At 71.9% G+C, this 18,116-nt stretch carries 21 protein-coding genes and 1 tRNA gene; 6 read left to right on the top strand and 16 right to left on the bottom strand.

All coding sequences use genetic code 11. The annotated features are described in order from the left end of the window. Nucleotides 1–10: 10 nt before the first annotated feature. Complete coding sequence (locus G127AT_RS13745; protein WP_210897799.1) at nucleotides 11–190, bottom strand: hypothetical protein; 180 nt, start codon at nucleotides 188–190, stop codon at nucleotides 11–13. Beyond that, nucleotides 129–1,178 (bottom strand): alcohol dehydrogenase catalytic domain-containing protein, encoded by a 1,050-nt coding sequence (locus tag G127AT_RS13740; protein WP_210897797.1) that lies wholly within the window; start codon nucleotides 1,176–1,178, stop codon nucleotides 129–131. The genes G127AT_RS13745 and G127AT_RS13740 overlap by 62 nt, the downstream gene beginning before the upstream one ends. 236 nt (nucleotides 1,179–1,414) lie before the next feature. On the opposite strand from G127AT_RS13740, the gene G127AT_RS13735 reads away from it, so the two are divergent. Together G127AT_RS13735 and G127AT_RS13730 are read left to right on the top strand one after the other, a co-directional pair. Then, nucleotides 1,415–2,227: a mycofactocin-coupled SDR family oxidoreductase gene (locus tag G127AT_RS13735; RefSeq protein WP_210897795.1), complete on the top strand. Its 813-nt coding sequence runs from the start codon at nucleotides 1,415–1,417 to the stop codon at nucleotides 2,225–2,227. Between the two features lie 138 nt (nucleotides 2,228–2,365). After that, complete coding sequence (locus G127AT_RS13730; protein ID WP_210897793.1) at nucleotides 2,366–3,664, top strand: MFS transporter; 1,299 nt, start codon at nucleotides 2,366–2,368, stop codon at nucleotides 3,662–3,664. Nucleotides 3,665–3,698: 34 nt separating this feature from the next. Here G127AT_RS13730 and G127AT_RS13725 read toward each other — a convergent pair whose 3' ends face one another. The 7 genes from G127AT_RS13725 to G127AT_RS13700 form a co-directional block, all read right to left on the bottom strand. Then, nucleotides 3,699–4,151 carry a pilus assembly protein TadG-related protein gene (locus G127AT_RS13725; protein ID WP_210897791.1) on the bottom strand — a complete coding sequence of 151 codons (453 nt, stop codon included), beginning with the start codon at nucleotides 4,149–4,151 and terminating at the stop codon, nucleotides 3,699–3,701. After that, on the bottom strand, nucleotides 4,148–4,639 hold the full coding sequence (locus tag G127AT_RS13720; RefSeq protein ID WP_210897789.1) for a hypothetical protein: 492 nt from the start codon (nucleotides 4,637–4,639) through the stop codon (nucleotides 4,148–4,150). Before G127AT_RS13720 ends, G127AT_RS13725 begins: the two co-directional genes overlap by 4 nt. Next, complete coding sequence (locus tag G127AT_RS16185) at nucleotides 4,614–5,087, bottom strand: TadE/TadG family type IV pilus assembly protein (protein WP_425305905.1); 474 nt, start codon at nucleotides 5,085–5,087, stop codon at nucleotides 4,614–4,616. The genes G127AT_RS13720 and G127AT_RS16185 overlap by 26 nt, the downstream gene beginning before the upstream one ends. An 11-nt stretch (nucleotides 5,088–5,098) precedes the next feature. After that, nucleotides 5,099–5,326 (bottom strand): hypothetical protein, encoded by a 228-nt coding sequence (locus G127AT_RS16180; RefSeq protein ID WP_244857600.1) that lies wholly within the window; start codon nucleotides 5,324–5,326, stop codon nucleotides 5,099–5,101. Nucleotides 5,327–5,389: 63 nt separating this feature from the next. Continuing rightward, the gene (locus G127AT_RS13710; protein WP_210897785.1) at nucleotides 5,390–6,343 is read right to left on the bottom strand and encodes a type II secretion system F family protein; all 954 of its coding nucleotides are present in this window, start codon (nucleotides 6,341–6,343) and stop codon (nucleotides 5,390–5,392) included. Beyond that, entirely contained in the window at nucleotides 6,331–7,197 is an 867-nt protein-coding gene (locus G127AT_RS13705) for a type II secretion system F family protein (protein ID WP_210897783.1), read from the bottom strand. Before G127AT_RS13705 ends, G127AT_RS13710 begins: the two co-directional genes overlap by 13 nt. Continuing rightward, nucleotides 7,194–8,420, bottom strand: coding sequence for a TadA family conjugal transfer-associated ATPase (locus G127AT_RS13700; RefSeq protein ID WP_210897781.1), 1,227 nt, complete (start codon nucleotides 8,418–8,420; stop codon nucleotides 7,194–7,196). Before G127AT_RS13700 ends, G127AT_RS13705 begins: the two co-directional genes overlap by 4 nt. An 80-nt stretch (nucleotides 8,421–8,500) precedes the next feature. On the opposite strand from G127AT_RS13700, the gene G127AT_RS13695 reads away from it, so the two are divergent. The 3 genes from G127AT_RS13695 (at nucleotide 8,501) to G127AT_RS13685 (ending at nucleotide 10,397) form a co-directional block, all read left to right on the top strand. Continuing rightward, nucleotides 8,501–8,582 (top strand) — tRNA-Leu (locus tag G127AT_RS13695). A gap of 191 nt (nucleotides 8,583–8,773) precedes the next feature. Continuing rightward, nucleotides 8,774–9,427 carry a biliverdin-producing heme oxygenase gene (locus tag G127AT_RS13690; protein ID WP_210897779.1) on the top strand — a complete coding sequence of 218 codons (654 nt, stop codon included), beginning with the start codon at nucleotides 8,774–8,776 and terminating at the stop codon, nucleotides 9,425–9,427. A 223-nt stretch (nucleotides 9,428–9,650) separates the two neighbouring features. Beyond that, nucleotides 9,651–10,397 carry a DedA family protein gene (locus tag G127AT_RS13685; RefSeq protein ID WP_210897777.1) on the top strand — a complete coding sequence of 249 codons (747 nt, stop codon included), beginning with the start codon at nucleotides 9,651–9,653 and terminating at the stop codon, nucleotides 10,395–10,397. A 47-nt stretch (nucleotides 10,398–10,444) separates the two neighbouring features. Here G127AT_RS13685 and G127AT_RS13680 read toward each other — a convergent pair whose 3' ends face one another. The 4 genes from G127AT_RS13680 to murI all read right to left on the bottom strand — a co-directional run bounded on the left by G127AT_RS13680 (nucleotide 10,445) and on the right by murI (nucleotide 13,651). After that, nucleotides 10,445–11,368, bottom strand: coding sequence for a cation diffusion facilitator family transporter (locus tag G127AT_RS13680; protein WP_210897775.1), 924 nt, complete (start codon nucleotides 11,366–11,368; stop codon nucleotides 10,445–10,447). A gap of 101 nt (nucleotides 11,369–11,469) precedes the next feature. Then, entirely contained in the window at nucleotides 11,470–12,063 is a 594-nt protein-coding gene (gene rdgB, locus G127AT_RS13675; protein ID WP_210897773.1) for an RdgB/HAM1 family non-canonical purine NTP pyrophosphatase, read from the bottom strand. Then, nucleotides 12,063–12,821 (bottom strand): ribonuclease PH, encoded by a 759-nt coding sequence (gene rph / locus G127AT_RS13670; protein ID WP_210897771.1) that lies wholly within the window; start codon nucleotides 12,819–12,821, stop codon nucleotides 12,063–12,065. The genes rdgB and rph overlap by 1 nt, the downstream gene beginning before the upstream one ends. Next, the gene (gene murI / locus G127AT_RS13665; RefSeq protein ID WP_210897769.1) at nucleotides 12,818–13,651 is read right to left on the bottom strand and encodes a glutamate racemase; all 834 of its coding nucleotides are present in this window, start codon (nucleotides 13,649–13,651) and stop codon (nucleotides 12,818–12,820) included. The genes rph and murI overlap by 4 nt, the downstream gene beginning before the upstream one ends. 69 nt (nucleotides 13,652–13,720) lie before the next feature. Between murI and G127AT_RS13660 the strand changes: the two genes are divergently transcribed. After that, entirely contained in the window at nucleotides 13,721–15,043 is a 1,323-nt protein-coding gene (locus G127AT_RS13660; RefSeq protein WP_210897767.1) for a nicotinate phosphoribosyltransferase, read from the top strand. Nucleotides 15,044–15,085: 42 nt separating this feature from the next. Here the strand turns inward: G127AT_RS13660 and G127AT_RS13655 are convergent, their stop codons facing one another. The 3 genes from G127AT_RS13655 to G127AT_RS16175 are packed head-to-tail and all read right to left on the bottom strand — an operon-like array spanning nucleotide 15,086 to nucleotide 17,726. After that, nucleotides 15,086–15,352 carry a DUF3039 domain-containing protein gene (locus tag G127AT_RS13655; protein WP_210897765.1) on the bottom strand — a complete coding sequence of 89 codons (267 nt, stop codon included), beginning with the start codon at nucleotides 15,350–15,352 and terminating at the stop codon, nucleotides 15,086–15,088. Nucleotides 15,353–15,381: 29 nt separating this feature from the next. Further along, a complete protein-coding gene (locus G127AT_RS13650; RefSeq protein ID WP_210897763.1) occupies nucleotides 15,382–16,956 on the bottom strand; it encodes a hypothetical protein in 1,575 nt (524 codons plus the stop codon). Next, nucleotides 16,932–17,726, bottom strand: a complete 795-nt coding sequence (locus G127AT_RS16175; RefSeq protein WP_425305904.1) for an ABC transporter ATP-binding protein — start codon at nucleotides 17,724–17,726, stop codon at nucleotides 16,932–16,934. Before G127AT_RS16175 ends, G127AT_RS13650 begins: the two co-directional genes overlap by 25 nt. Nucleotides 17,727–18,116: the final 390 nt, after the last annotated feature.

The raw sequence follows: 18,116 nt of genomic DNA, 5'->3' as shown, positions 1-18,116 counted from the left end.
CGACGTGGCGTCAGGCCGTTGCGAGTTCCGCCTCTTCGGCCGCGGCCTGCGGCTCGGAGGCCGCCGCGAAGCGGATGACGCCGCGGATGTTCTTACCCGCCCGCATGTCGTCGTAGGCGTCGTTGATCTCATCGAGGGTGTAGGTGTGCGTGATGAGCTCGTCGAGCTTGAGGTTGCCGGCGCGGTACATGTTCAGCAGGTTCGGCATGGCCTCGCGGGGCGACTTCATGCCGTACAGGGCACCCTGGATGCGGATCTGCATCATCGCGAGGAAGTTCGCGTTGAAGCCGGGGATCGGCCCGTCCTCGCTCGCCGAGCTCACGCCCGTGACGACGAGCGTGCCGGCCTTGCGGACGGCGGAGAGGCCCGCCGACGAGCGCGTTGTCGACGATGCTCGCGGTCAGCACCACGACATCCGCCCCCTGCCCGTTGGTGAGGGCGGCGAGCCGATCGCGCGCCTCGTCGAGCGAGCCGTACGACTCGGTCGCGCCGAAGTCGAGCGCCCAGGCCTGCTTGTTCGCCACGGGGTCGATCGCGATGATGTGCGAGGCGCCCGACTCGCGGGCCCCCTGCACGGCGTTCATCCCGACGCCTCCGACACCGAAGACGAGCACGACGTCGCCCGGCTGCACGTTGCCGGCGTACGCGGCGGATCCGAAGCCGGTCTGCACGCCGCACGCGACGAGGCAGGCGATCTCCAGCGGGATGTCCTTGTCGATCTTGACGAGCGACAGCTCGTCGTAGACCTGCCACTCGGCGAAGGTGCCTAGCAGAGCGGAGGTGGCGATGTCGTGGCCGTCGGCGTGCATGCGGAAGGTGCCGTCGAGCTGGTCGCCGACCATGATCTTCGCACCGAGGTCGCAGAGGTTCTGCATGCCCATGGCGCACCAACGGCACTTGCCGCAGCCCGGGATGAACGAAGTGATGACATGGTCGCCGACCTCGAGCGTCGTCACCCCCGGCCCCACCTTGCGGACGATGCCCGAGCCCTCGTGGCCGGCGACGACGGGCAGGTGCTCGGGCGGGATGTCGCCGTGGGAGATGTGGTCGTCGCTGTGGCAGAGGCCCGTGGCGACCATCTCGACGAGCACTTCGCCCGTCTTCGGCTCGTCGAGCTCGACCTCCTGCACGCGCCACTTCCCGGGAGCTTCCCACAGCACGGCGGCTCTTGTCTTCATGGTTCGACCCTTCATTGCGTCGTGACCGCGCCGAACGGCGCCGGCCGGCGCGGCGGCGCCCCACGGCATCCGCACCCGGCACCACGACCGCCCGCTTCGTCGCTTGCGGCACTCGGTGCCGGAATCCGCGCTTGCCGAGGATGCTAGCGAGCCCATGCAGGGGGTACAACCCCCTGGCCCTTCCATTTCGGCACCCGGTGCCGATACAGTGGCCGCACGATTCGAGGAGGAATCACATGGGAAGACTCGAGGGCAAAGTCGCCTTCATCACCGGTGCCGCGCGCGGCCAGGGCCGCAGCCACGCCGTCAAACTCGCCCAGGAGGGCGCCGACATCATCGCCGTCGACATCGCGGCGCAGATCCCGAGCGTGCCGTACCCGATGGCCACGCCCGACGACCTGGCCGAAACCGTCCGGCAGGTCGAGGCCCTCGACCGGCGCATCGTCGCACGCGAGGCGGACGTGCGCGACCTCGCCGCGCTGCAGGCCGTCGTCGCCGAAGGGCAGGCCGAGCTCGGCCCGATCGACATCATCCTCGCCAACGCCGGCATCGGCATGTCGGCCGGCGGCGAAGGCGACCTCGTCACCGCCTGGCAGGACGTCATCGACACGAACCTCACCGGCGTCTACAACACCGTCATGGCCGCCGTGCCGAGCCTCATCGAGCAGGAGGCCGGCGCGATCGTCCTCACGAGCTCGACGCAGGGCCTGAAGGGCACCGGCGGCAACGGCGACCCGGGCGGCACCGCGTACGCGGCCGCCAAGCACGGCGTCGTGGGCCTCATGCGCACCTTCGCGCACTGGCTCGGGCCGAAGGGCATCCGCGTGAACACCGTGCACCCGACGGGCGTGAACACGCCCATGATCCGCAACGAGATCATCGAGCAGATGTTCGCCGACGGCAACATGGACGCGGTGACGAACATCATCCCGATCCCCTGGGTCGAACCGATCGACATCTCGAACGCGATCGCGTTCCTCGTCAGCGACGAAGGGCGATACGTGACGGGCGTGGCGTTCCCCGTCGACGCGGGCTTCAGCGCCCGCTGAGTTCTCGGGTGCGGATGCCGGGGCGCGACCCTCGGCATCCGCACCGCCGCACCTTCGGCGCCCACGCCGCACCCCGGGGCCCGCCGCCCGCCCCGCCCCGGGCGGGCGGCCCCTCGCGCGAAGCGTACGATCGGAGGGATGCCCACCTCCCCCGCCGAGTTCCGCTGGCGCTCGATCATCCTCCCCGCGTATCTGCCGACGCTGCTGTTCTCGCTCGGCGAGGGCGCGATGATCCCCGTCATCCCGATGGTCGCCACCGACCGCGGGGCGACGATCGCGCTCGCCGGCCTCGTGGCGGCGATGATCATGGTCGGCGAACTCGCCGGCGATCTGCCCGCCGGCTGGCTCGTCTCCCGCATCGGCGAGCGGACCTCGATGATCGGCGCGGCGATGCTCGCCGTCATCGGCATCCTCGTCGCGCTCGCCGCCCCGAGCGTGCTCTCGCTCGGCATCGGAATCTTCCTGCTCGGCCTTGCGACGGCCGTCTTCGGCCTCGCCCGGCATGCCTTCCTCACCAGCTACGTGCCGGTGCGCTCGCGGGCGCGGGCGCTTTCGACGCTCGCGGGTGTGTTCCGCGGCGGCTGGGCGGTCGGGCCGTTCCTCGCGGCGGCGCTCATCGCCTGGACGGGCTCGACCGAGACCGTCTTCTGGGTGCTCGTGGCGGCCTGCTTCGCGGTCATCGTCGTCCTGCTCGTGCTCCCCGACCCGGAGCGCGTCTTCGCCCGTCGCGCCGCGGATTCGCCGGTGGATGCCCCGAGCACCGCCGCCGTAGGCTCCGCCGCTCCGGGCTCCGCTACCGCGGGCACCGCCGAGGCGGCCGCCGACACGTCCCACGGCGTGTTCCGCGCGATCGTGCGGCATCGCGAGGTGCTCACCCGCATCGGCACCGGCGCCGGCCTCCTCGCCGCGCTGCGTTCGAGCCGCACCGTCATCGTGCCGCTGTGGGCGGTGTCGATCGGCATGTCGCCCGAGGCCGCGTCGATCGTGATCGGCATCTCGGCGACGATCGACTTCGCCCTCTTCTACGTGAGCGGCCAGGTGATGGATCGCTTCGGCCGGCTCTGGGGGGCGATGCCGGGCCTCATCGGGCTGACGATCGGGCATTTCGTGCTCGCCCTCACGCACGACGTGCCGGGCAACGTGACGTGGTTCATCGTCGTGGCGATGCTGTTCGGGCTCGCGAACGGACTCTCGAGCGGGGTCATCATGACGCTCGGAGCCGATCTCGCACCGACCGGGAACCCCGCGCCGTTCCTCGGCGCATACCGCACGATCGCCGATGCCGGGCAGGCCGCCGCCCCGCTCGCGCTCTCCGGCATCGCCTCGGTGCTCTCGCTCTCGTTCGCCTCGGCGGCGATGGGCGTCGTCGGCATCCTCGGCACGGCGATGCTGTGGCGCTGGGTGCCGCGATACGTTCCGCGTCGGCCGCGCGGCTGAGGGGCGCCCGCCGCCCGCCCGGCCGACGCCGGTGTCAGCGGAAGAACGCCTCCGCGCTGGCGGTGACCTGGATCGGCACGGTGATCGGCACGAGCTCCGTCGACAGCGGCGCGACCCAGACGGCGCTGAGCGTCACCCTCGCTCCCCCGTCCACGGCGGGCTCGGCCGCCACGATCCGCACCTCGTGCAAACCGTGCTCGGCGATGCCGAGGTAGTCGGCGGCCACCGCACGCACCGAACCGCCGTCGAGGCCGATGACGAGCTCGCCGTCGATCATGCCCATGTTCGAGGTGCCGAAACTCTCGGCCGCGGCGAGCGCCGCCCCGTCGGCGAGGGTGAAGAGACGTTTGCGCTCGACGTAGAGGCTCGTGGCGGAGACGATGACGAGGATCACGGCGAGGGCGAGCACCCCGTAGCCGAGGGCGAGCAGCAGGGTCGAGCCGCGCTCGTCGTCGCGGGCCCGGGCGACGGTTTCGCGGGCGCTCATTCGGCGCCCCCGAACTTCGACACCGGCAGCGTGGCCGTGCCGTTCACGGGGATGCTCGCGAGGCGGTCGAGCGAGAACAGGGCGGGGACGAGCGGCAGCGTCACGCGCGTCGTCACCGAGAAGCGGACGGAGCTGCCGGGCTCGAGGCAGTCGCCGCCGAGGCAGTCGAGGTCGACCTCGGCGTCGCCGGTTTCGAGGCCGGAGTCGGCGAAGGCGATGCGCACGGCCCGGTCTGCGGCCGCTTCGCCGGCTTCGACGTTCTCGGCGCGGGCGTAGACGCGCGCGGCCTGCCTGGCTGCGCCTTCGACGGCGAGCGTTCCGCCCTGGATCTCGGCCATCGCGATGACGAGGTAGACGAGGGGCACGAGCAGCAGCAGGCCGACGGTGAGGAACTCGAGGGAGGCGTTGCCTCGATCCGCTGCCAGGCGCGCCCGGATCCGCCGCACGAACCGGGTCGCCCGGTCACGACAGGGTTTCGATGGCCGCATGACCGCTCACCTCCAGCCCCTGGTCGATGCCGATGAGCCCGATGAGGGGCAGCGTGGCCCGCACGCGGATCTCGATGACGGGGACGCCGTCGATCTCGTCGCGCGAGACGCTGACGTCTTGGGCGAACTCGTCGGCGATCGCCGTCGAGATGAGCTGCCGGGTGCGTTCGACGCCGTCCGCGGGTTCGGCACCGGCCAGCGCGGCCTGCCGGGCGCCCTCGGCGGCCGCGTCGAGCAGGGTGTTGCGCACGTGGAGGCCGAGGGCGAGCTGGATGACGGCGAGCGCGAGGCTCGTCATGAGGATCGCGACGAGCAGGAACTCGACGGGTGCCGAGCCTCGTTCGGCGCCGAGCGTGCTGGCGAGCGTACGGGCGAGCGGATGCCGGGCGGCAGCGCTCCGTGCGCGTTCGCGCCTCGGATGCCGCTGCCTCGGATGCCGCTGCCTCAGATTCCGCTGCCTCAGATTCCGCTGACGCGCGAGATCGCGTCCTCGAAGACCTTCTCCAGCGCCGGCCCGGCGAGGCCCCAGATCAGGAGAACCAGCCCGGCTGTCATCAGGGTGATCAGCACCCAACCCGGCACGTCGCCGCGCTCCGATGCGGGTGAGAGCCGGGCGGCGAGCGCGGTGCGCGCGCGCAGCAGGCTGCCGGTGAGGGTCTGGGCGATGCGGCGGCTGTGGCTTCGCATGTGGGGTGTTCCTTTCTCGGTCGCCGGGTTCGGCGATGGGGCGGGGTTCCGGATGCCGGTGCATCAGAATCCGGACTGCAGGACGATGTAGCCGGGGAAGAGCGCGAACGCGACCGTCACCGGCAGGATCAGGAAGATGAGCGGCACGAGCATCGCGATCTCCTTCTTGCCGGAGACCTCGATGATCGTGCGCTTCGATTCCTCGCGGACGTCGCCGGCCTGTGCACGGAGCACGGCGGCCAGCGGTGCACCGCGTTCGAGGGCGCCGAGCACCTGGTCGAGGCATCGGGTGAGCGCAGGATGGTCGATATCGTCGCGGAGGGTCGCGAGGGCGGTCGTGAGCGGCACGCCGGTCGCCACGCTCGCCGTGAGCCGTGAGAACTCCCCCGGCAGGGCGCCCGATCCGGTCTGCGAGACCCGGCGGATCGCGTCGAGCATCCCTTCGCCTGCCGTGAGGCTCAGGGTGAGGAACTCGAGGACGGTCGGCAGTTCGCCGCCGATCTGGGCGATGCGGCGTGCGGCACGGCGCTGCAGCCACCAATCGCGCCCGATCGCGCCGAGCACGGCGGCCAGGAACGGGACGGCGATGCGGACGATGAGCGGCATCGATGCGAGCCCGGGCGAGAACACCGCGAGGAGGGCGCCGAGTGCGAACGCGGCGGCGGCGCAGGCGAGCTGTTCGGCGCGGAAGCGTTCGACGGACGTCTCGGATCCGGCCTGCCGCAGGCGCTTGGCGATCGTCGCATTGCCGCCGAGCGTGGCCCCGGCGATGCGCTGCAGCGAGGCGAGCACGGGCGCCACGACGACGCCGAACACCTGAGAGGGGTCCGCGGGGCGCCGGTCGACCTCGGCGCGGGCCTCGGCGGAGATGTCGACGAGCATCGGCGCGACGCGTTCGGCCAGACGCGGCCGCCCGAGCCGCGGCACGCTCGTGACGACGAGCCAGAGCCCGAAGCCGCCGAGGAGGCCGAGGAGAACGGCGATCGGGGCGATCGCGGTGGGATTCAGCGGAACCATCGGCGCTCCTCGGGGATGCGGCCGAGGGCGACCATCGACCGGTAGGCGACGAAGGTGATGACGACGCCGGCGATCAAGAGGCCCGTGCCGGCCGGGCTGTTGTACGAGGCGATCGCCTCGGGGCGTGAGGCGAGCAGGAGCAGCAGCAGCCACGGGGCGGCGACGCCGAGCCTGGCGGCGTTGCGGATCCACGACTGCCGGGCGACGACCTCGGCCCGCAGCGCCGCGTCCTCGCGGAGATAACCGGCCAGGCCCCGGAGCACCGCGGTCAGGTCGGTGCCGCCGACCTCGCGCGCCATGCGCAGGGTTTCGAGGATGCGGTCGGCGACGGGGTCGGCCAGGCGCCCCTTCAGCCGTTCGAGGCAGACGGCGAAGTTGCCGGAGGCGCGGTACTCGTGTTCGAAGGCGGCGAAGGCGCGCCGTGTGGGCGCGGGCCCGAGCTCGGCGAGGGATCCGACCGCGTCCGGCAGGCTCATGCCGCTCCGCACGCTCGAGACGAGGTGGTCGACGACGTCGGGCCAGACGGCGCGGTGCTCGGCCCGGCGGTGGGCGGCGCGACGGTGGATGACGATGGCCGGCAGCGCGGCGCCGAGGAGGCCGGCGACGAGTGCCAGGACGGGCAGGCCGAGGATCGCCTGCACGAGGGCGGCCGCGACGACGCCGAGGAAGAGGCAGACGGCGACGACGGCGGGGATCGGCACACGTTCGAGGCCGGCGAGCGAGAGCTCTGCGGTCACCCGATCGGCGAGCCCGCTCTTGCGGGAGGCCGTTCGGGCACCGGCCGGCCAGAGGAACGGCGAGGCCACGAGCAGCAGCCCGAGTCCGAGGAGCGCCCCGAGGGCGAGGGCGGTCATGCCGCGACCCCCAGCAGGGCCTCGAGCCCGTCGCGGTCGGGGAACTTCTCGACCCTGGCCGGCATCGTCCCGGTCGCTTCGAGGCGGCCGCCGCGCCGCACGAACAGCGGCTCGGCCTCGACGACGGCGCCGCGGCATCCACCGGTCGTCGCGAGGATCTCGTGCACCCGGCGCACGCCGTGCTCGTCGATCGTGAGGTGCACGACGAGGTCGATCGTTGCGGCGACGGTCGGCACGACGAAGGCGGAGTCGATGTTGCGGCCGGCCAGCAGCGGCAGGGTGCAGAGCTTGGCGAGCGCATCGCGGGCGGAGTTCGCATGGATCGTGCACATGCCCGGCAGGCCGGAATTCAGCGCGATGAGGAGGTCGAGGCTCTCCGCCTCGCGCACCTCGCCGACGATGAGGCGGTCGGGTCGCATGCGGAGAGCCTCTTTGATGAGGCGGCGCAGGGTGATCTCCCCGGTGCCTTCGAGGCTCGGCTGGCGGCACTGCAGGGCGACGAGGTCGCGCACGTCGAGGTCGAGCTCGAAGGTCTCCTCGACGGTGATGACGCGGTCGTTCGCCCGGGCGGAGGACATGAGCGCGTTGATCATCGTCGTCTTGCCGGTGTGCGTGGCCCCGGAGACGAGGATGTTGGCCCCCGAGACGACGGCGAGCTCGAGGAAGCGTGCGGCGCCGGCATCCATCGACCCGAGCTCGACGAGGGTGTCGAGCGAGCGGATGCGCCGCTGGAACTTGCGGATGTTCACCGACCAGTGGCCGCGCACGACGTCCGGGATCGCGACGTGCAGGCGCGAGCCGTCGGGCAGGGACGCGTCGACGAAGGGCTGGGAGAGGTCGACGCGGCGGCCGCTGGACTGCAGCATCCGCTCGACGAGCTCGCGCACCTCGCGATCGCTGAGGACGACGTTCGTGAGCTCGGAGACGCCGTTGCGGGCGACGAAGACCTTCGTGGGCGAGTTGATCCAGATCTCCTCGACCGATTCGTCGTCGAAGAAAGGCTGCAGCGGCCCGAACCCGGTGAGGCTCGCGACGACGTCTCGGGCGGTCGCCGCCTCGTCGGCGAGCAGCGCGTGCGAGCCGGCCAGGGCGCGTTCGCCGTAGCGGCGCACCTCTTCTCTGACGATGCGCTCGGCGCCGGCGGACCCGCCTGCGAGGTCGACCCCCTCGCGGAGCACGCGTGCGCGCACCCGGTCGGCGATCGTGCGTACGGGTTCTTCCATGGCGACCATCATGGATGATGCGCACGGAAGACCCCGAGAATTATCCACAGCCCGTGCGCGCATAGACTGGGCGCGCACGCGCGGGAGTGGTGAAACCGGTAGACACGCAGGATTTAGGTTCCTGTGCCTTCGGGCGTGTGGGTTCGAGTCCCACCTTCCGCACCGAATGCATGCCGGTGTGCGGATGCCGCGGCGCGCCGTTCCGTGCCGATTCCGTCGAATCGTCGGCATCCGCTTCCCGAGCGGCCCTCGCTCGTCTACGATGAGTGAAGGTTAGGTTACCCTCACCTCACTTGACCCCCGTTCGGGGTCGACCGAACCCGCCCACGCGGACCGCACCGAATCGAGGCCCCATGTCGATCACCGTCGAAGCCCCCGCACGCAGCGCCGAAGCGCCCCTCGACGTCGCCGCGCTCGTGCGCGCCGCATCCGCCGACGTGCACAAGGACGCCGAGAACCGCGGCTTCATCGTCGACCTCATGGGCGGCAAGCTGAGCCTGGCCGAGTACACCCGCTACCTCGCGCAGTACGCGTGGATCTACGAGGCGCTCGAGGCCCGCGGATCCCGCTCCGGCGACCCGAAGGTCTTCGACCCGGGCCTGGCCCGCCTCGCCGCGATCGAGGCCGACCTCGTCGCCCTCGGCGCCGCGGACTGGCGCGACGCCCACCCCATGCTCCCGGCCACCCGCGACTACGTCGAGCACCTCCGCGAGCTCGCCGGCGACGACGTCCGCTACCTCGCCCACCACTACACCCGCTACCTCGGCGACCTCTCGGGCGGCCAGGCGATCGCCAAGCTCGTCGCCCGCCACTACGGCGCCACCGAGGAGCAGCTCTCGTTCTACCGCTTCGACATCGCCGCCGACGGCGTCGTGAAGGTCAAGCGCGCCTACCGCGAGGCCATGAACGACCTCGCCCTCGACCCCGAGCAGGTCGACCGCCTCGTCGCCGAGGTGCTGGAGTCCTTCCGCTACAACGCCGCCGTCTTCGAGGCCCTCGCCGCCTGACGGCGGGCACCGCGCGAGCGACGGCCGGCCCTGCGGGGCCGGCCGTCCGCGTTCGTCCACCTCCGGGATCCACCCCTGTACGAGCCGCCTCATCCTTGCGGATGATTCACGGCTTTCGCCCCGTGTCCAGGGCTTCCGGCTCACTAGACTGCAGAAGACAGCCGCCGCCACGCGACCCGGCGTCCGCCAGGTCCGACGACGACACTCAGGGGAAATCACCGTCATGGTTCAGTCTGCGCTCATCCCATGGCTCGATCCCGAGGTCATCATCGCCGGCGCAGGCCCGTGGGCCCTGCTCGTGGTGTGCTTCATCGTCTTCGCCGAGACCGGCCTGCTCGTCGGGTTCCTGCTGCCGGGCGACACGCTCCTCGTCATCTCGGGGCTGCTGACGCACACGAGCCTCGTCTTCGGCGTCGAGATCTGGTGGGTCGGCCTCGCGATCGGCGTCGCCGCGTTCGTCGGCGGCGAGGTCGGCTACCTCATCGGCCACAAACTCGGGCCACGGGTGTTCGAGCGCAAGGAATCCGGCCTGTTCAGCGTGAAGAACGTCGAACGCACGAACGCGTTCTTCGAACGCTTCGGCGGCCTGGCCGTCATCCTCGCCCGCTTCGTGCCGATCGTGCGCACCTTCACCCCCGTCGCCGCGGGCGTCGGGCATATGGACTACCGCAAGTACAGTCTGTACAACCTCATCGGCGCGGTGATCTGGGGCGCAGGCCTCACGGTCTTCGGCTACCTCATCGGCTACATCCCGCCGGTCGCCGAGTTCGTCCGCGAGTACATCGACGTCATCCTCATCGGCGCGGTCGTCGTCACGCTCGTCCCGACGCTGTGGCACTACTGGCAGTCCTCGCGCAAGGCCCGCCGCGCCGAAGCGGCCGGCGAAGACGTCGTCACCGACCCGCAGGAGGCCGCCGACCTCGTCCTCGACCCCGACGTCTTCGACCGGGATCGTCAGAGCGAGGACTGAGCACGATCCGGGTGCGGATGCCCCGGCGCCCCCGCCCGGCCGGCCCGCTACGGGTGCGCCCCGCGCTCCCGCTCGGTGCGGTCGGCCGGTTCGAGCTGGAACGTCGAGTGCTCGACGTCGAAGTGCTCGCTCAGGCATCCGCCGAGCTCGTCGAGCAGATCCCCCGCCCGGCCCGAAGCGAACACCTCGGGCTCGACCACGACGTGCGCGGTGAAGACGGGCGCGCCGGTCGTGATCTGCCAGACGTGCACGTCATGCACATCGACGACGCCGGGGCTGCCGAGCAGATGCGCGCGGATGTCGGCGACGTCGGTGCCGGGCGGGGCGGCTTCCGCCAGCACCCGGACCACCTCGCGCAGCAGCACGATCGCGCGCGGCACGATGAGCACGGCGATCGCCAGCGAAGCGATGGCGTCGGCGGCGTCGAAGCCGGACGCGGCGATGACGAGGGCGGCGGCGATGACGAGCACGGAACCGATGGTGTCGCCGAGCACTTCGAGGTAGGCGCCGCGCACGTTGATCGAGGATCCGGCCCCGCCGCGGAGCACGAGCATGGCCGCGATGTTCGCGGCGAGGCCGATGATCGCGACGACGAGCATCGGGGTGCCGGCGACCTCGTGCGCCTCCCCCTCGGCGCCGCTGACGAGGCGGCCGATCGCGCCGATGACGACGGCTGCGGCCACGACGATGAGGAGGACTCCGTTCACGAGCGCCCCGAACACCTCGGCGCGACGGTACCCGTAGGTCTGCCGGTCGCTCGGCGGGCGGGCGGCGACGATCGCGGCGATGAGCGCGACGACCAGCCCGACGAGGTCGCCGGCCATGTGCCCGGCGTCGGCGGCGAGCGCGAGCGAGCCCGAGATCCACGCGCCGATCACCTGCACGACGAGGAACGCCCCGATGATCGCCATCGCGATGACGATGCGGGTGCGGCCCGCCGCGGCCGGTACGTGATCGTGCGAGTGTGCCATCACCTCAAGCGTAGGCATGGATGCCGGGCCGCGCCGATGATGGGAATGGGACTCATTCCCGTTCTCGCCGCCGCCGCGCGGGCGCGCCGGGCCGCCCGGCCTCAGCCGGCGGCGAGCCGCTCGATCACGGGCACGGCGAGCGCGAGCGCCCGCGCCCGGTGCGAGTCGGCGTCCTTCGCCTCGGGGGCGAGTTCGGCGGCGGTCAGTTCGCCGCCGTCGGGCACGAACACGGGGTCGTAGCCGAAGCCGTGCTCGCCCGCGGCGGCGCGGGCGATCCGCCCCGGCCAGACGCCCTCGGCGACCTCTTCGCGCCCATCGGGGGCGACGACGGCGATCGCGCACGTGAAGCGCGCCCCGCGATCCTCGTCGCGGATGTCGGCGAGCTGGGCGAGCAGCAGTTCGCGGTTCGCGCGGTCGTCGCGGGTGCCGGACCAGCGCGCCGAGAGGATGCCGGGGGCGGCGCCCAGGATGTCGACGGTGATGCCCGAGTCGTCGGCGAGCGCGATGCGGCCGGTGTGCGCGGCGGCGGCGCGGGCTTTGATGAGGGCGTTCGCGGCGAAGCTCGTGCCGTCCTCGACGGGCTCGGGGCCGTCGTAGGCGAGGACGACCGCTCCGGGCATCCGCTCGCCGACGATGCGCTGGAACTCGGCGACCTTGTGCGCGTTGTGGGTCGCCAGCACGAGCTCCTGCGGCATCAGGCCTCCGTGTCGGCGGCGAGCACGGCCCGCTGGATCTCGGTGAGCTCGGCCGTGCCGGCGAGGGCGAAGTCGAGCAGGGCGTCGAGCTCGCGGCGGTCGAACGGGGCGCCCTCGGCGGTGCCCTGCACTTCGACGAAGAGGCCGCGGCCGGTGGCGACGACGTTCATGTCGGTTTCGGCGCGCACGTCCTCGGTATAGGCGAGGTCGAGCATCGGGGTGCCGTCGATGATGCCGACGGAGACGGCGGCGACCGAGTCGATGAGGGGGGTGGCGCGCTTGCCGATGAAGCCCTTGCCGCGCGCCCACTCGACGGCGTCGGCGAGGGCGACGTAGGCGCCGGTGATCGCCGCGGTGCGGGTGCCGCCGTCGGCCTGCAGCACGTCGCAGTCGATGACGATGGTGTTCTCGCCGAGCGCCTTCGTGTCGACGACGGCGCGGAGGCTCCGCCCGATGAGGCGGCTGATCTCGTGGGTGCGGCCGCCGATCTTGCCGCGCACCGACTCGCGGTCGCCGCGCGTGTTCGTCGCACGCGGCAGCATCGCGTACTCGGCGGTGACCCAGCCCTTGCCGGAGCCCATCATCCACCGCGGCACGCCGTTGGTGAACGAGGCCGTGCACAGCACCTTCGTGCGGCCGAAGGAGATGAGGGCGCTGCCCTCGGCGTGCTCGCTCCAGCCGCGTTCGATCGTGACGGTGCGCAACGCCTCGGGCGTGCGGCCGTCTGCTCGCGTCACGGCATCCACTGCGTCGGTCATTCGTTCTCCTGTCTGGGCGGAAGGGTCAGCACCCCGGTCTGGACGAGGTCGACCGCGTCGATCTCGGGGCCGATAAGGCGGTTGGCGAGGTCGATGAAGGCCCGCGTGGAGCCGCCCGTCGCCTCGTATCGGTATTCGGGTGCGGATGCCGCTTCGCGCTCCATCCCGCGCGTGACGAGCACCCGGTAGACGTCGTTGGCGGTCTCGACGTCGCTCGAGACGAGCGTGACGTCCTCGCCCATGACGTACTGGATGGCCCCCTTCAGGAAGGGGTAGTGGGTGCAGCCGAGCACGAGGGTGTCGACGCCGGCGTGGCGGAGCGGCGCGAGGTATTCCTCGGCGGTGGCGAGCACCTCCTGCCCCGTCGTGACGCCCGCCTCGACGAATTCGACGAAGCGCGGGCAGGCTCGGGTGAACAGTTCGAGGTGGGGTGCGGCGGCGAAGGCGTCGTCGTAGGCGCGGGACTGCACGGTGCCGGCTGTGCCGATGACGCCGACGCGGCCGTTCCGGGTCGTGGCGACGGCGCGGCGCACGGCCGGCTGGATGACCTCGACGACGGGCACGTCGTAGCGTTCGCGGGCGTCGCGGAGCATCGCGGCGGATGCGGTGTTGCAGGCGATGACGAGCATCTTCACGCCCTGGGCGACGAGGTCGTCGAGCACGGCGAGGGCGTAGCGGCGCACATCGGCGATCTTCTTCGGCCCGTACGGGGAGTGCGCGAGGTCGCCGACGTAGAGGATCGACTCGTTCGGCAGCTGATCCTTCACGGCCCGGGCGACGGTGAGGCCGCCGACGCCGGAGTCGAAGATGCCGATCGGTGCGCTGGTCACGACATCCAAGCCTAGCCCGGCACGTGCCGGATCCGCGGCCTGCCCGATCCCGACGCTAGGCTCGAGAGCGTGACCGGGTCATCTGCGCTGTTCACCGATCAGTACGAGCTCACGATGGTGGATGCGGCTCTCGCCGACGGCACCGCCGAACGCGAGAGCCTCTTCGAGGCGTTCGCCAGGCGCCTGCCGGCCGGCCGCCGCTACGGCGTCGTGGCCGGCACGGGCCGGCTGCTGGAGCTCGTGCAGCGGTTCCGCTTCACCGACGCGGAGCTCGCCTGGCTCGCCGCCGAACGCATCGTGCGGCCCACGACGATCGACTGGCTGGCCGATTACCGGTTCACCGGCGACATCCACGGGTACCGCGAGGGCGAGGCCTACTTCCCGGGTTCGCCGCTGCTGACGATCCATGCGGGCTTCGCCGAGGGCGTCATGCTCGAGACGATCGTGCTGTCGACCCTGAACGCGGACTCCTCGGTCGCCTCGGCCGCCGCCCGCATGGTCTCGGTCGCGCTCGGCCGGCCGATCGCCGAGATGGGCTCCCGCCGCACGAACGAGCAGGCCGCGGTCGCCGCCGCGCGCGCCGCCTACATCGCCGGCTTCGCGGCGACGAGCAACCTCGAGGCGGGTCGCCGCTGGGGGGTGCCGACGATGGGCACGGCCGCCCACTCCTTCACGCTGCTGCACGACAGCGAGGCCGAGGCGTTCCGCGCGCAGATCGACACCGCCGGCGTCGGCACGACCCTCCTCATCGACACCTACGACATCGAGCAGGGCGTGCGCACGGCCGTCGAGGTCGCCGGGACCGGGCTCGGCGCGGTGCGCATCGACTCCGGCGACCTGCCGACCGTGGTCGCCGCCGTCCGCGAGCAGCTCGACGCGCTCGGCGCGACGGGCACGAAGATCACCGTCACGAGCGACCTCGACGAGTTCACGATCGCCGCGCTGTCGGGCGCCCCGGTCGACTCCTACGGCGTGGGCACCTCGGTCGTGACCGGCTCCGGCTTCCCGGCCGCCGGCATGGTCTACAAGCTCGTCGCCCGCCGCGGCGACGACGGGGAATGGGTGTCGGTCGCGAAGTCCTCGGCCGACAAGGTCAGCGTCGGCGGCCGGAAGAACGCCGCCCGCCGGCTCGACGGAACGCGCACGGCCCGCGAGGAGCTCGTCTTCCTCGGCGACGGCCCGGGCGGCGCGCCCGAGTTCGATCCCGGCGACGAGACGCTCCGCCCCCTCCTCGTGCCGCTCATCGCGGCCGGCGAGGTCGACGAACGCTACCTCGGCGCCGCCGGCACGCGCCTGGCGCGCGAGCACCACGCGGCCGTCATGGAGGAGCTGCCGGTCGAGGCCTTCCGGCTCGGCCGCGGCGAAGCGGTCATCCCGACGACGTACCGCTGACGGCGAGTGGATGCCGCGGGGCGACCCCGGGCATCCGGAGCCTCACTCCGAGCGCATGCGCTCGTAGATCTCCTTGCAGGCCGGGCACACCGGGAACTTGTCGGGGTTGCGGCCCGGCGTCCACTTCTTGCCGCAGAGGGCCTTGACCGGCTTGCCCGTGACCGCCGACTCGACGATCTGCTCCTTCTTCACGTAGTGCGAGAAGCGCTCGTGGTCGCCGGGCTCGCTGAGCTCGTCTTCGATGAGCTTCTCGAGCTCGCGGTCGAGCACGTCGAGGCCGCCGGCGGATGGGTCTCGGTCGAGGGACATGCCTGCGATTCTACCCGCGGATCCTGGACTCAGGCCCGGACGGCGGCGAGCATGATCTCGGGCTCGCGGTGCTCGAAGATGCGCCCGCCCCAGCTCACGCCGATGCCGAGCGCGGCGACGCCGACGACGAGTCCGGAGATGAGTGCGGCCGCGTTCCAGGCCGGGTCGACGAGCAGGCCCATGACGGCGAACACGATCGCCGGCAGGGCGAGCACGAAGGAGCCGAACAGGGTGAAGGTCTGCACGAGCGCGGTGATCGCGCCGGTCGACTGCGGTTGCTGGAACGGGCTGTCGCCGGGTTTGACCGCCGGGTACGGGAAGCGGGCCGAGGTGACCGATCCGATGCCGAGGCCGGCGAGCAGCAGGACCGTGCTCACCCCGATGAGCGCGGGCAGCGGCGCCCAGTCCTGCGTGACGGCGACCGTGACGGCGCTGCCGACGACGATCGCGATGACCCCGAGGCCGAGCACCGGCACGACCCGGCCGAGCCGGTCGGCGCGGCCCGGCACGCCGGAGGCGACGTGCAGCCAGATCGCGGTGCTGTCGTAGGCGGTGTCGTTGTGCAGGCCCCAGCCGAGGAAGAGGCACATGAGCGGCACCGGGACGAGGGCGAGAAGATCGCCGGGCACCCCGGCGATCGCGAGCGGGATGAGCACGGCGATCGGCACGATCGGCACCATGACGATCGACACCCAGTACCGGGCGTCGCGCACCCAGTAGGTGATCGCGCGGGCGGCCACGGCGCCGGTGCGGCCGGCGGGCATCCGGTCGAACCAGCCGAGCCCCGCGTACGACTTCGCGGCCGTCTCACGGCCCGGGGTGACGAGCATCTTGGCGACGAGTCGCTCCCAGACGAGCCAGAGCAGGCCGATCGAGGCGATCGCGACGAGCAGTTTCGCCAGCGCCGTGCCCCAGGATCCCGCGGCGGCATCGCCCGGCACGGCCCAGACGGCGCCGAGCGGCGTCCACCCGAGCACGCTCGAGAAGCGCTCGAGCACGAGGTGGCCCGACCGTGCCCAGTCGACCGAGGAGAGGGCGATGACGACGGGCGAGATCGCCACGACGAGCAGCAGGCCGAGGAAACCGGACAGCTCCTTGGCCCGGCGCGTGTCGAGCAGGAACGCGGCGAACGAGCTCGCCACCCGCGCCACCAGCAGGCAGCCGGCCAGGGCGAGGGCGGCGGCGATCACGGCGAGGATCGTGCTGCCGACGTCGCGCGTCCAGGTGATGATCATGCCGACGAGCACGATCGCCAGCACGAAGGCCGGGATGCCGATGAGCGAGGACAGCGCGATGCCGAACGAGAGGCGGCGGTTCGGGATGCCGAAGAGCGCGAAGCGGCGCGGATCCATCGTGTCCTCGCTGCCGAAGAGCAGGGGGAACAGCGCGAAGCCGAGCATCGTCACCGAGCCGGCCACCGTGATGAGGTCGCGGACGAACTCGATCTCGGGCACGAAACGCAGGCCGGCGAGCACGCCGAAGAGCACGATGGCCGCCGTCAGCCCGTAGACGAGCCCGAGGACGATGCCGGTGATCTGCCAGGCGCTCCGACGGAAGATGTTCGCGAGCAGGTGCAGCTTCAGTCGGAGAAACTGTGCAGCCATTCCATCCCCTCCGCCGCCTTGCGGCCGCCCGCGAGCTCGACGAAACGCTCCTCGAGCGACTGGCCGTGACGCACCTCGTCGAGGGTGCCGGCGTCGAGCACACGGCCGGCGACGATGACCGCGACCGAGTCGCAGACCCGCTCGATGAGGTCCATGCCGTGGCTGGAGAGCAGCACCGTGCCGCCGCCGGCGACGTAGCGCTCGAGGATCTCGGTGAGGTTGGCCGCCGAGACCGGGTCGACCGATTCGAACGGTTCGTCGAGCACGAGGAGCCTCGGCGAGTGGATCATGGCGCACGCGAGCGCGATCTTCTTCGTCATGCCGGCCGAGTAGTCGGCGACGAGCCGGTCGAGGGCGTCTTCGAGGCCGAAGGCGGCGATGAGGTCGTCGCTGCGCTCCTGGACGGTGCGGCGGCTGAGGCCGCGGAGCGTGCCCGAGTAGTACAGCAGCTGCGCCCCGGTCAGCCGGTCGAAGAGGCGGAGCCGGTCGGGCAGCACGCCGGTCGCGCGCTTGGCGGCGTTCGGGTCGGCCCAGGCGTCGATGCCGTGGATGCGGACGGTGCCGGCGTCCGGGCGCAGCAGCCCCGTCACCATCGAGAGCGTGGTCGTCTTGCCGGCGCCGTTCGGGCCGACGATGCCGGTGAAGGATCCGGCCTTCACCTCGAGGCTCACGCCGTCGACGGCCGTGTTGTCGCCGAAGCGCTTGACGAGGCCGTCGATCGCGAGGACGATCCGCGCATCGGGGCCGGGCGCCGGACGCGCCGGGCGCACGGTGCGCTTGCGGCGCTCCTGCTGACGCGGGATCGGGATGACGGCGACATCGGTCTCGCCCGATGACTTCGGCAGCGGACGCTCGGTCGTCTCGACGGGGATGGTGTCTTCGGGCACGACCGGGCGGGTCTCTTCGGGCAGTTCCTCGACCACCGGCTCGGCCGCCTGCGCGGCCGCCGGTTCGGGGGCAGGCACTGCCGCCGGTTCGGGGGCAGGCGCAGCCGCCGGTTCGGGGGCAGCCGCAGCCGCCGGCTCGGGTGCCTGCGCAGCCGCCCGTTCGGGGGCGGCCGCTGCCGCCGCTTCGGGGGCCGCCTGCTCGGGCGCTTCCGGAGCCTCCGCTATCGGGGCGGGTTCCTTCGTCGGGGCGGTCCGGTTTCCGGCGTCCACCGG

It is taken from the genome of Agromyces archimandritae, from assembly GCF_018024495.1.
In the GTDB taxonomy this organism is placed as follows: domain Bacteria; phylum Actinomycetota; class Actinomycetes; order Actinomycetales; family Microbacteriaceae; genus Agromyces; species Agromyces archimandritae.
Note: the sequence above shows the minus strand (reverse complement) of the source record. Positions and strands in the feature narration are given on the sequence as shown.

What these genes read in the sequence shown, in the direction of transcription:
- G127AT_RS13745 (WP_210897799.1), bottom strand. Translation starts at nt 190, where the DNA reads ATGTACCGCGCCGGCAACCTCAAGCTCGACGAGCTCATCACGCACACC.
- G127AT_RS13740 (WP_210897797.1), bottom strand. Translation starts at nt 1,178, where the DNA reads ATGAAGACAAGAGCCGCCGTGCTGTGGGAAGCTCCCGGGAAGTGGCGC.
- G127AT_RS13735 (WP_210897795.1), top strand. Translation starts at nt 1,415, where the DNA reads ATGGGAAGACTCGAGGGCAAAGTCGCCTTCATCACCGGTGCCGCGCGC.
- G127AT_RS13730 (WP_210897793.1), top strand. Translation starts at nt 2,366, where the DNA reads ATGCCCACCTCCCCCGCCGAGTTCCGCTGGCGCTCGATCATCCTCCCC.
- G127AT_RS13725 (WP_210897791.1), bottom strand. Translation starts at nt 4,151, where the DNA reads ATGAGCGCCCGCGAAACCGTCGCCCGGGCCCGCGACGACGAGCGCGGC.
- G127AT_RS13720 (WP_210897789.1), bottom strand. Translation starts at nt 4,639, where the DNA reads ATGCGGCCATCGAAACCCTGTCGTGACCGGGCGACCCGGTTCGTGCGG.
- G127AT_RS16180 (WP_244857600.1), bottom strand. Translation starts at nt 5,326, where the DNA reads ATGCGAAGCCACAGCCGCCGCATCGCCCAGACCCTCACCGGCAGCCTG.
- G127AT_RS13710 (WP_210897785.1), bottom strand. Translation starts at nt 6,343, where the DNA reads ATGGTTCCGCTGAATCCCACCGCGATCGCCCCGATCGCCGTTCTCCTC.
- G127AT_RS13705 (WP_210897783.1), bottom strand. Translation starts at nt 7,197, where the DNA reads ATGACCGCCCTCGCCCTCGGGGCGCTCCTCGGACTCGGGCTGCTGCTC.
- G127AT_RS13700 (WP_210897781.1), bottom strand. Translation starts at nt 8,420, where the DNA reads ATGGAAGAACCCGTACGCACGATCGCCGACCGGGTGCGCGCACGCGTG.
- G127AT_RS13690 (WP_210897779.1), top strand. Translation starts at nt 8,774, where the DNA reads ATGTCGATCACCGTCGAAGCCCCCGCACGCAGCGCCGAAGCGCCCCTC.
- G127AT_RS13685 (WP_210897777.1), top strand. Translation starts at nt 9,651, where the DNA reads ATGGTTCAGTCTGCGCTCATCCCATGGCTCGATCCCGAGGTCATCATC.
- G127AT_RS13680 (WP_210897775.1), bottom strand. Translation starts at nt 11,368, where the DNA reads ATGGCACACTCGCACGATCACGTACCGGCCGCGGCGGGCCGCACCCGC.
- rdgB (WP_210897773.1), bottom strand. Translation starts at nt 12,063, where the DNA reads ATGCCGCAGGAGCTCGTGCTGGCGACCCACAACGCGCACAAGGTCGCC.
- rph (WP_210897771.1), bottom strand. Translation starts at nt 12,821, where the DNA reads ATGACCGACGCAGTGGATGCCGTGACGCGAGCAGACGGCCGCACGCCC.
- G127AT_RS13655 (WP_210897765.1), bottom strand. Translation starts at nt 15,352, where the DNA reads ATGTCCCTCGACCGAGACCCATCCGCCGGCGGCCTCGACGTGCTCGAC.
- G127AT_RS13650 (WP_210897763.1), bottom strand. Translation starts at nt 16,956, where the DNA reads ATGGCTGCACAGTTTCTCCGACTGAAGCTGCACCTGCTCGCGAACATC.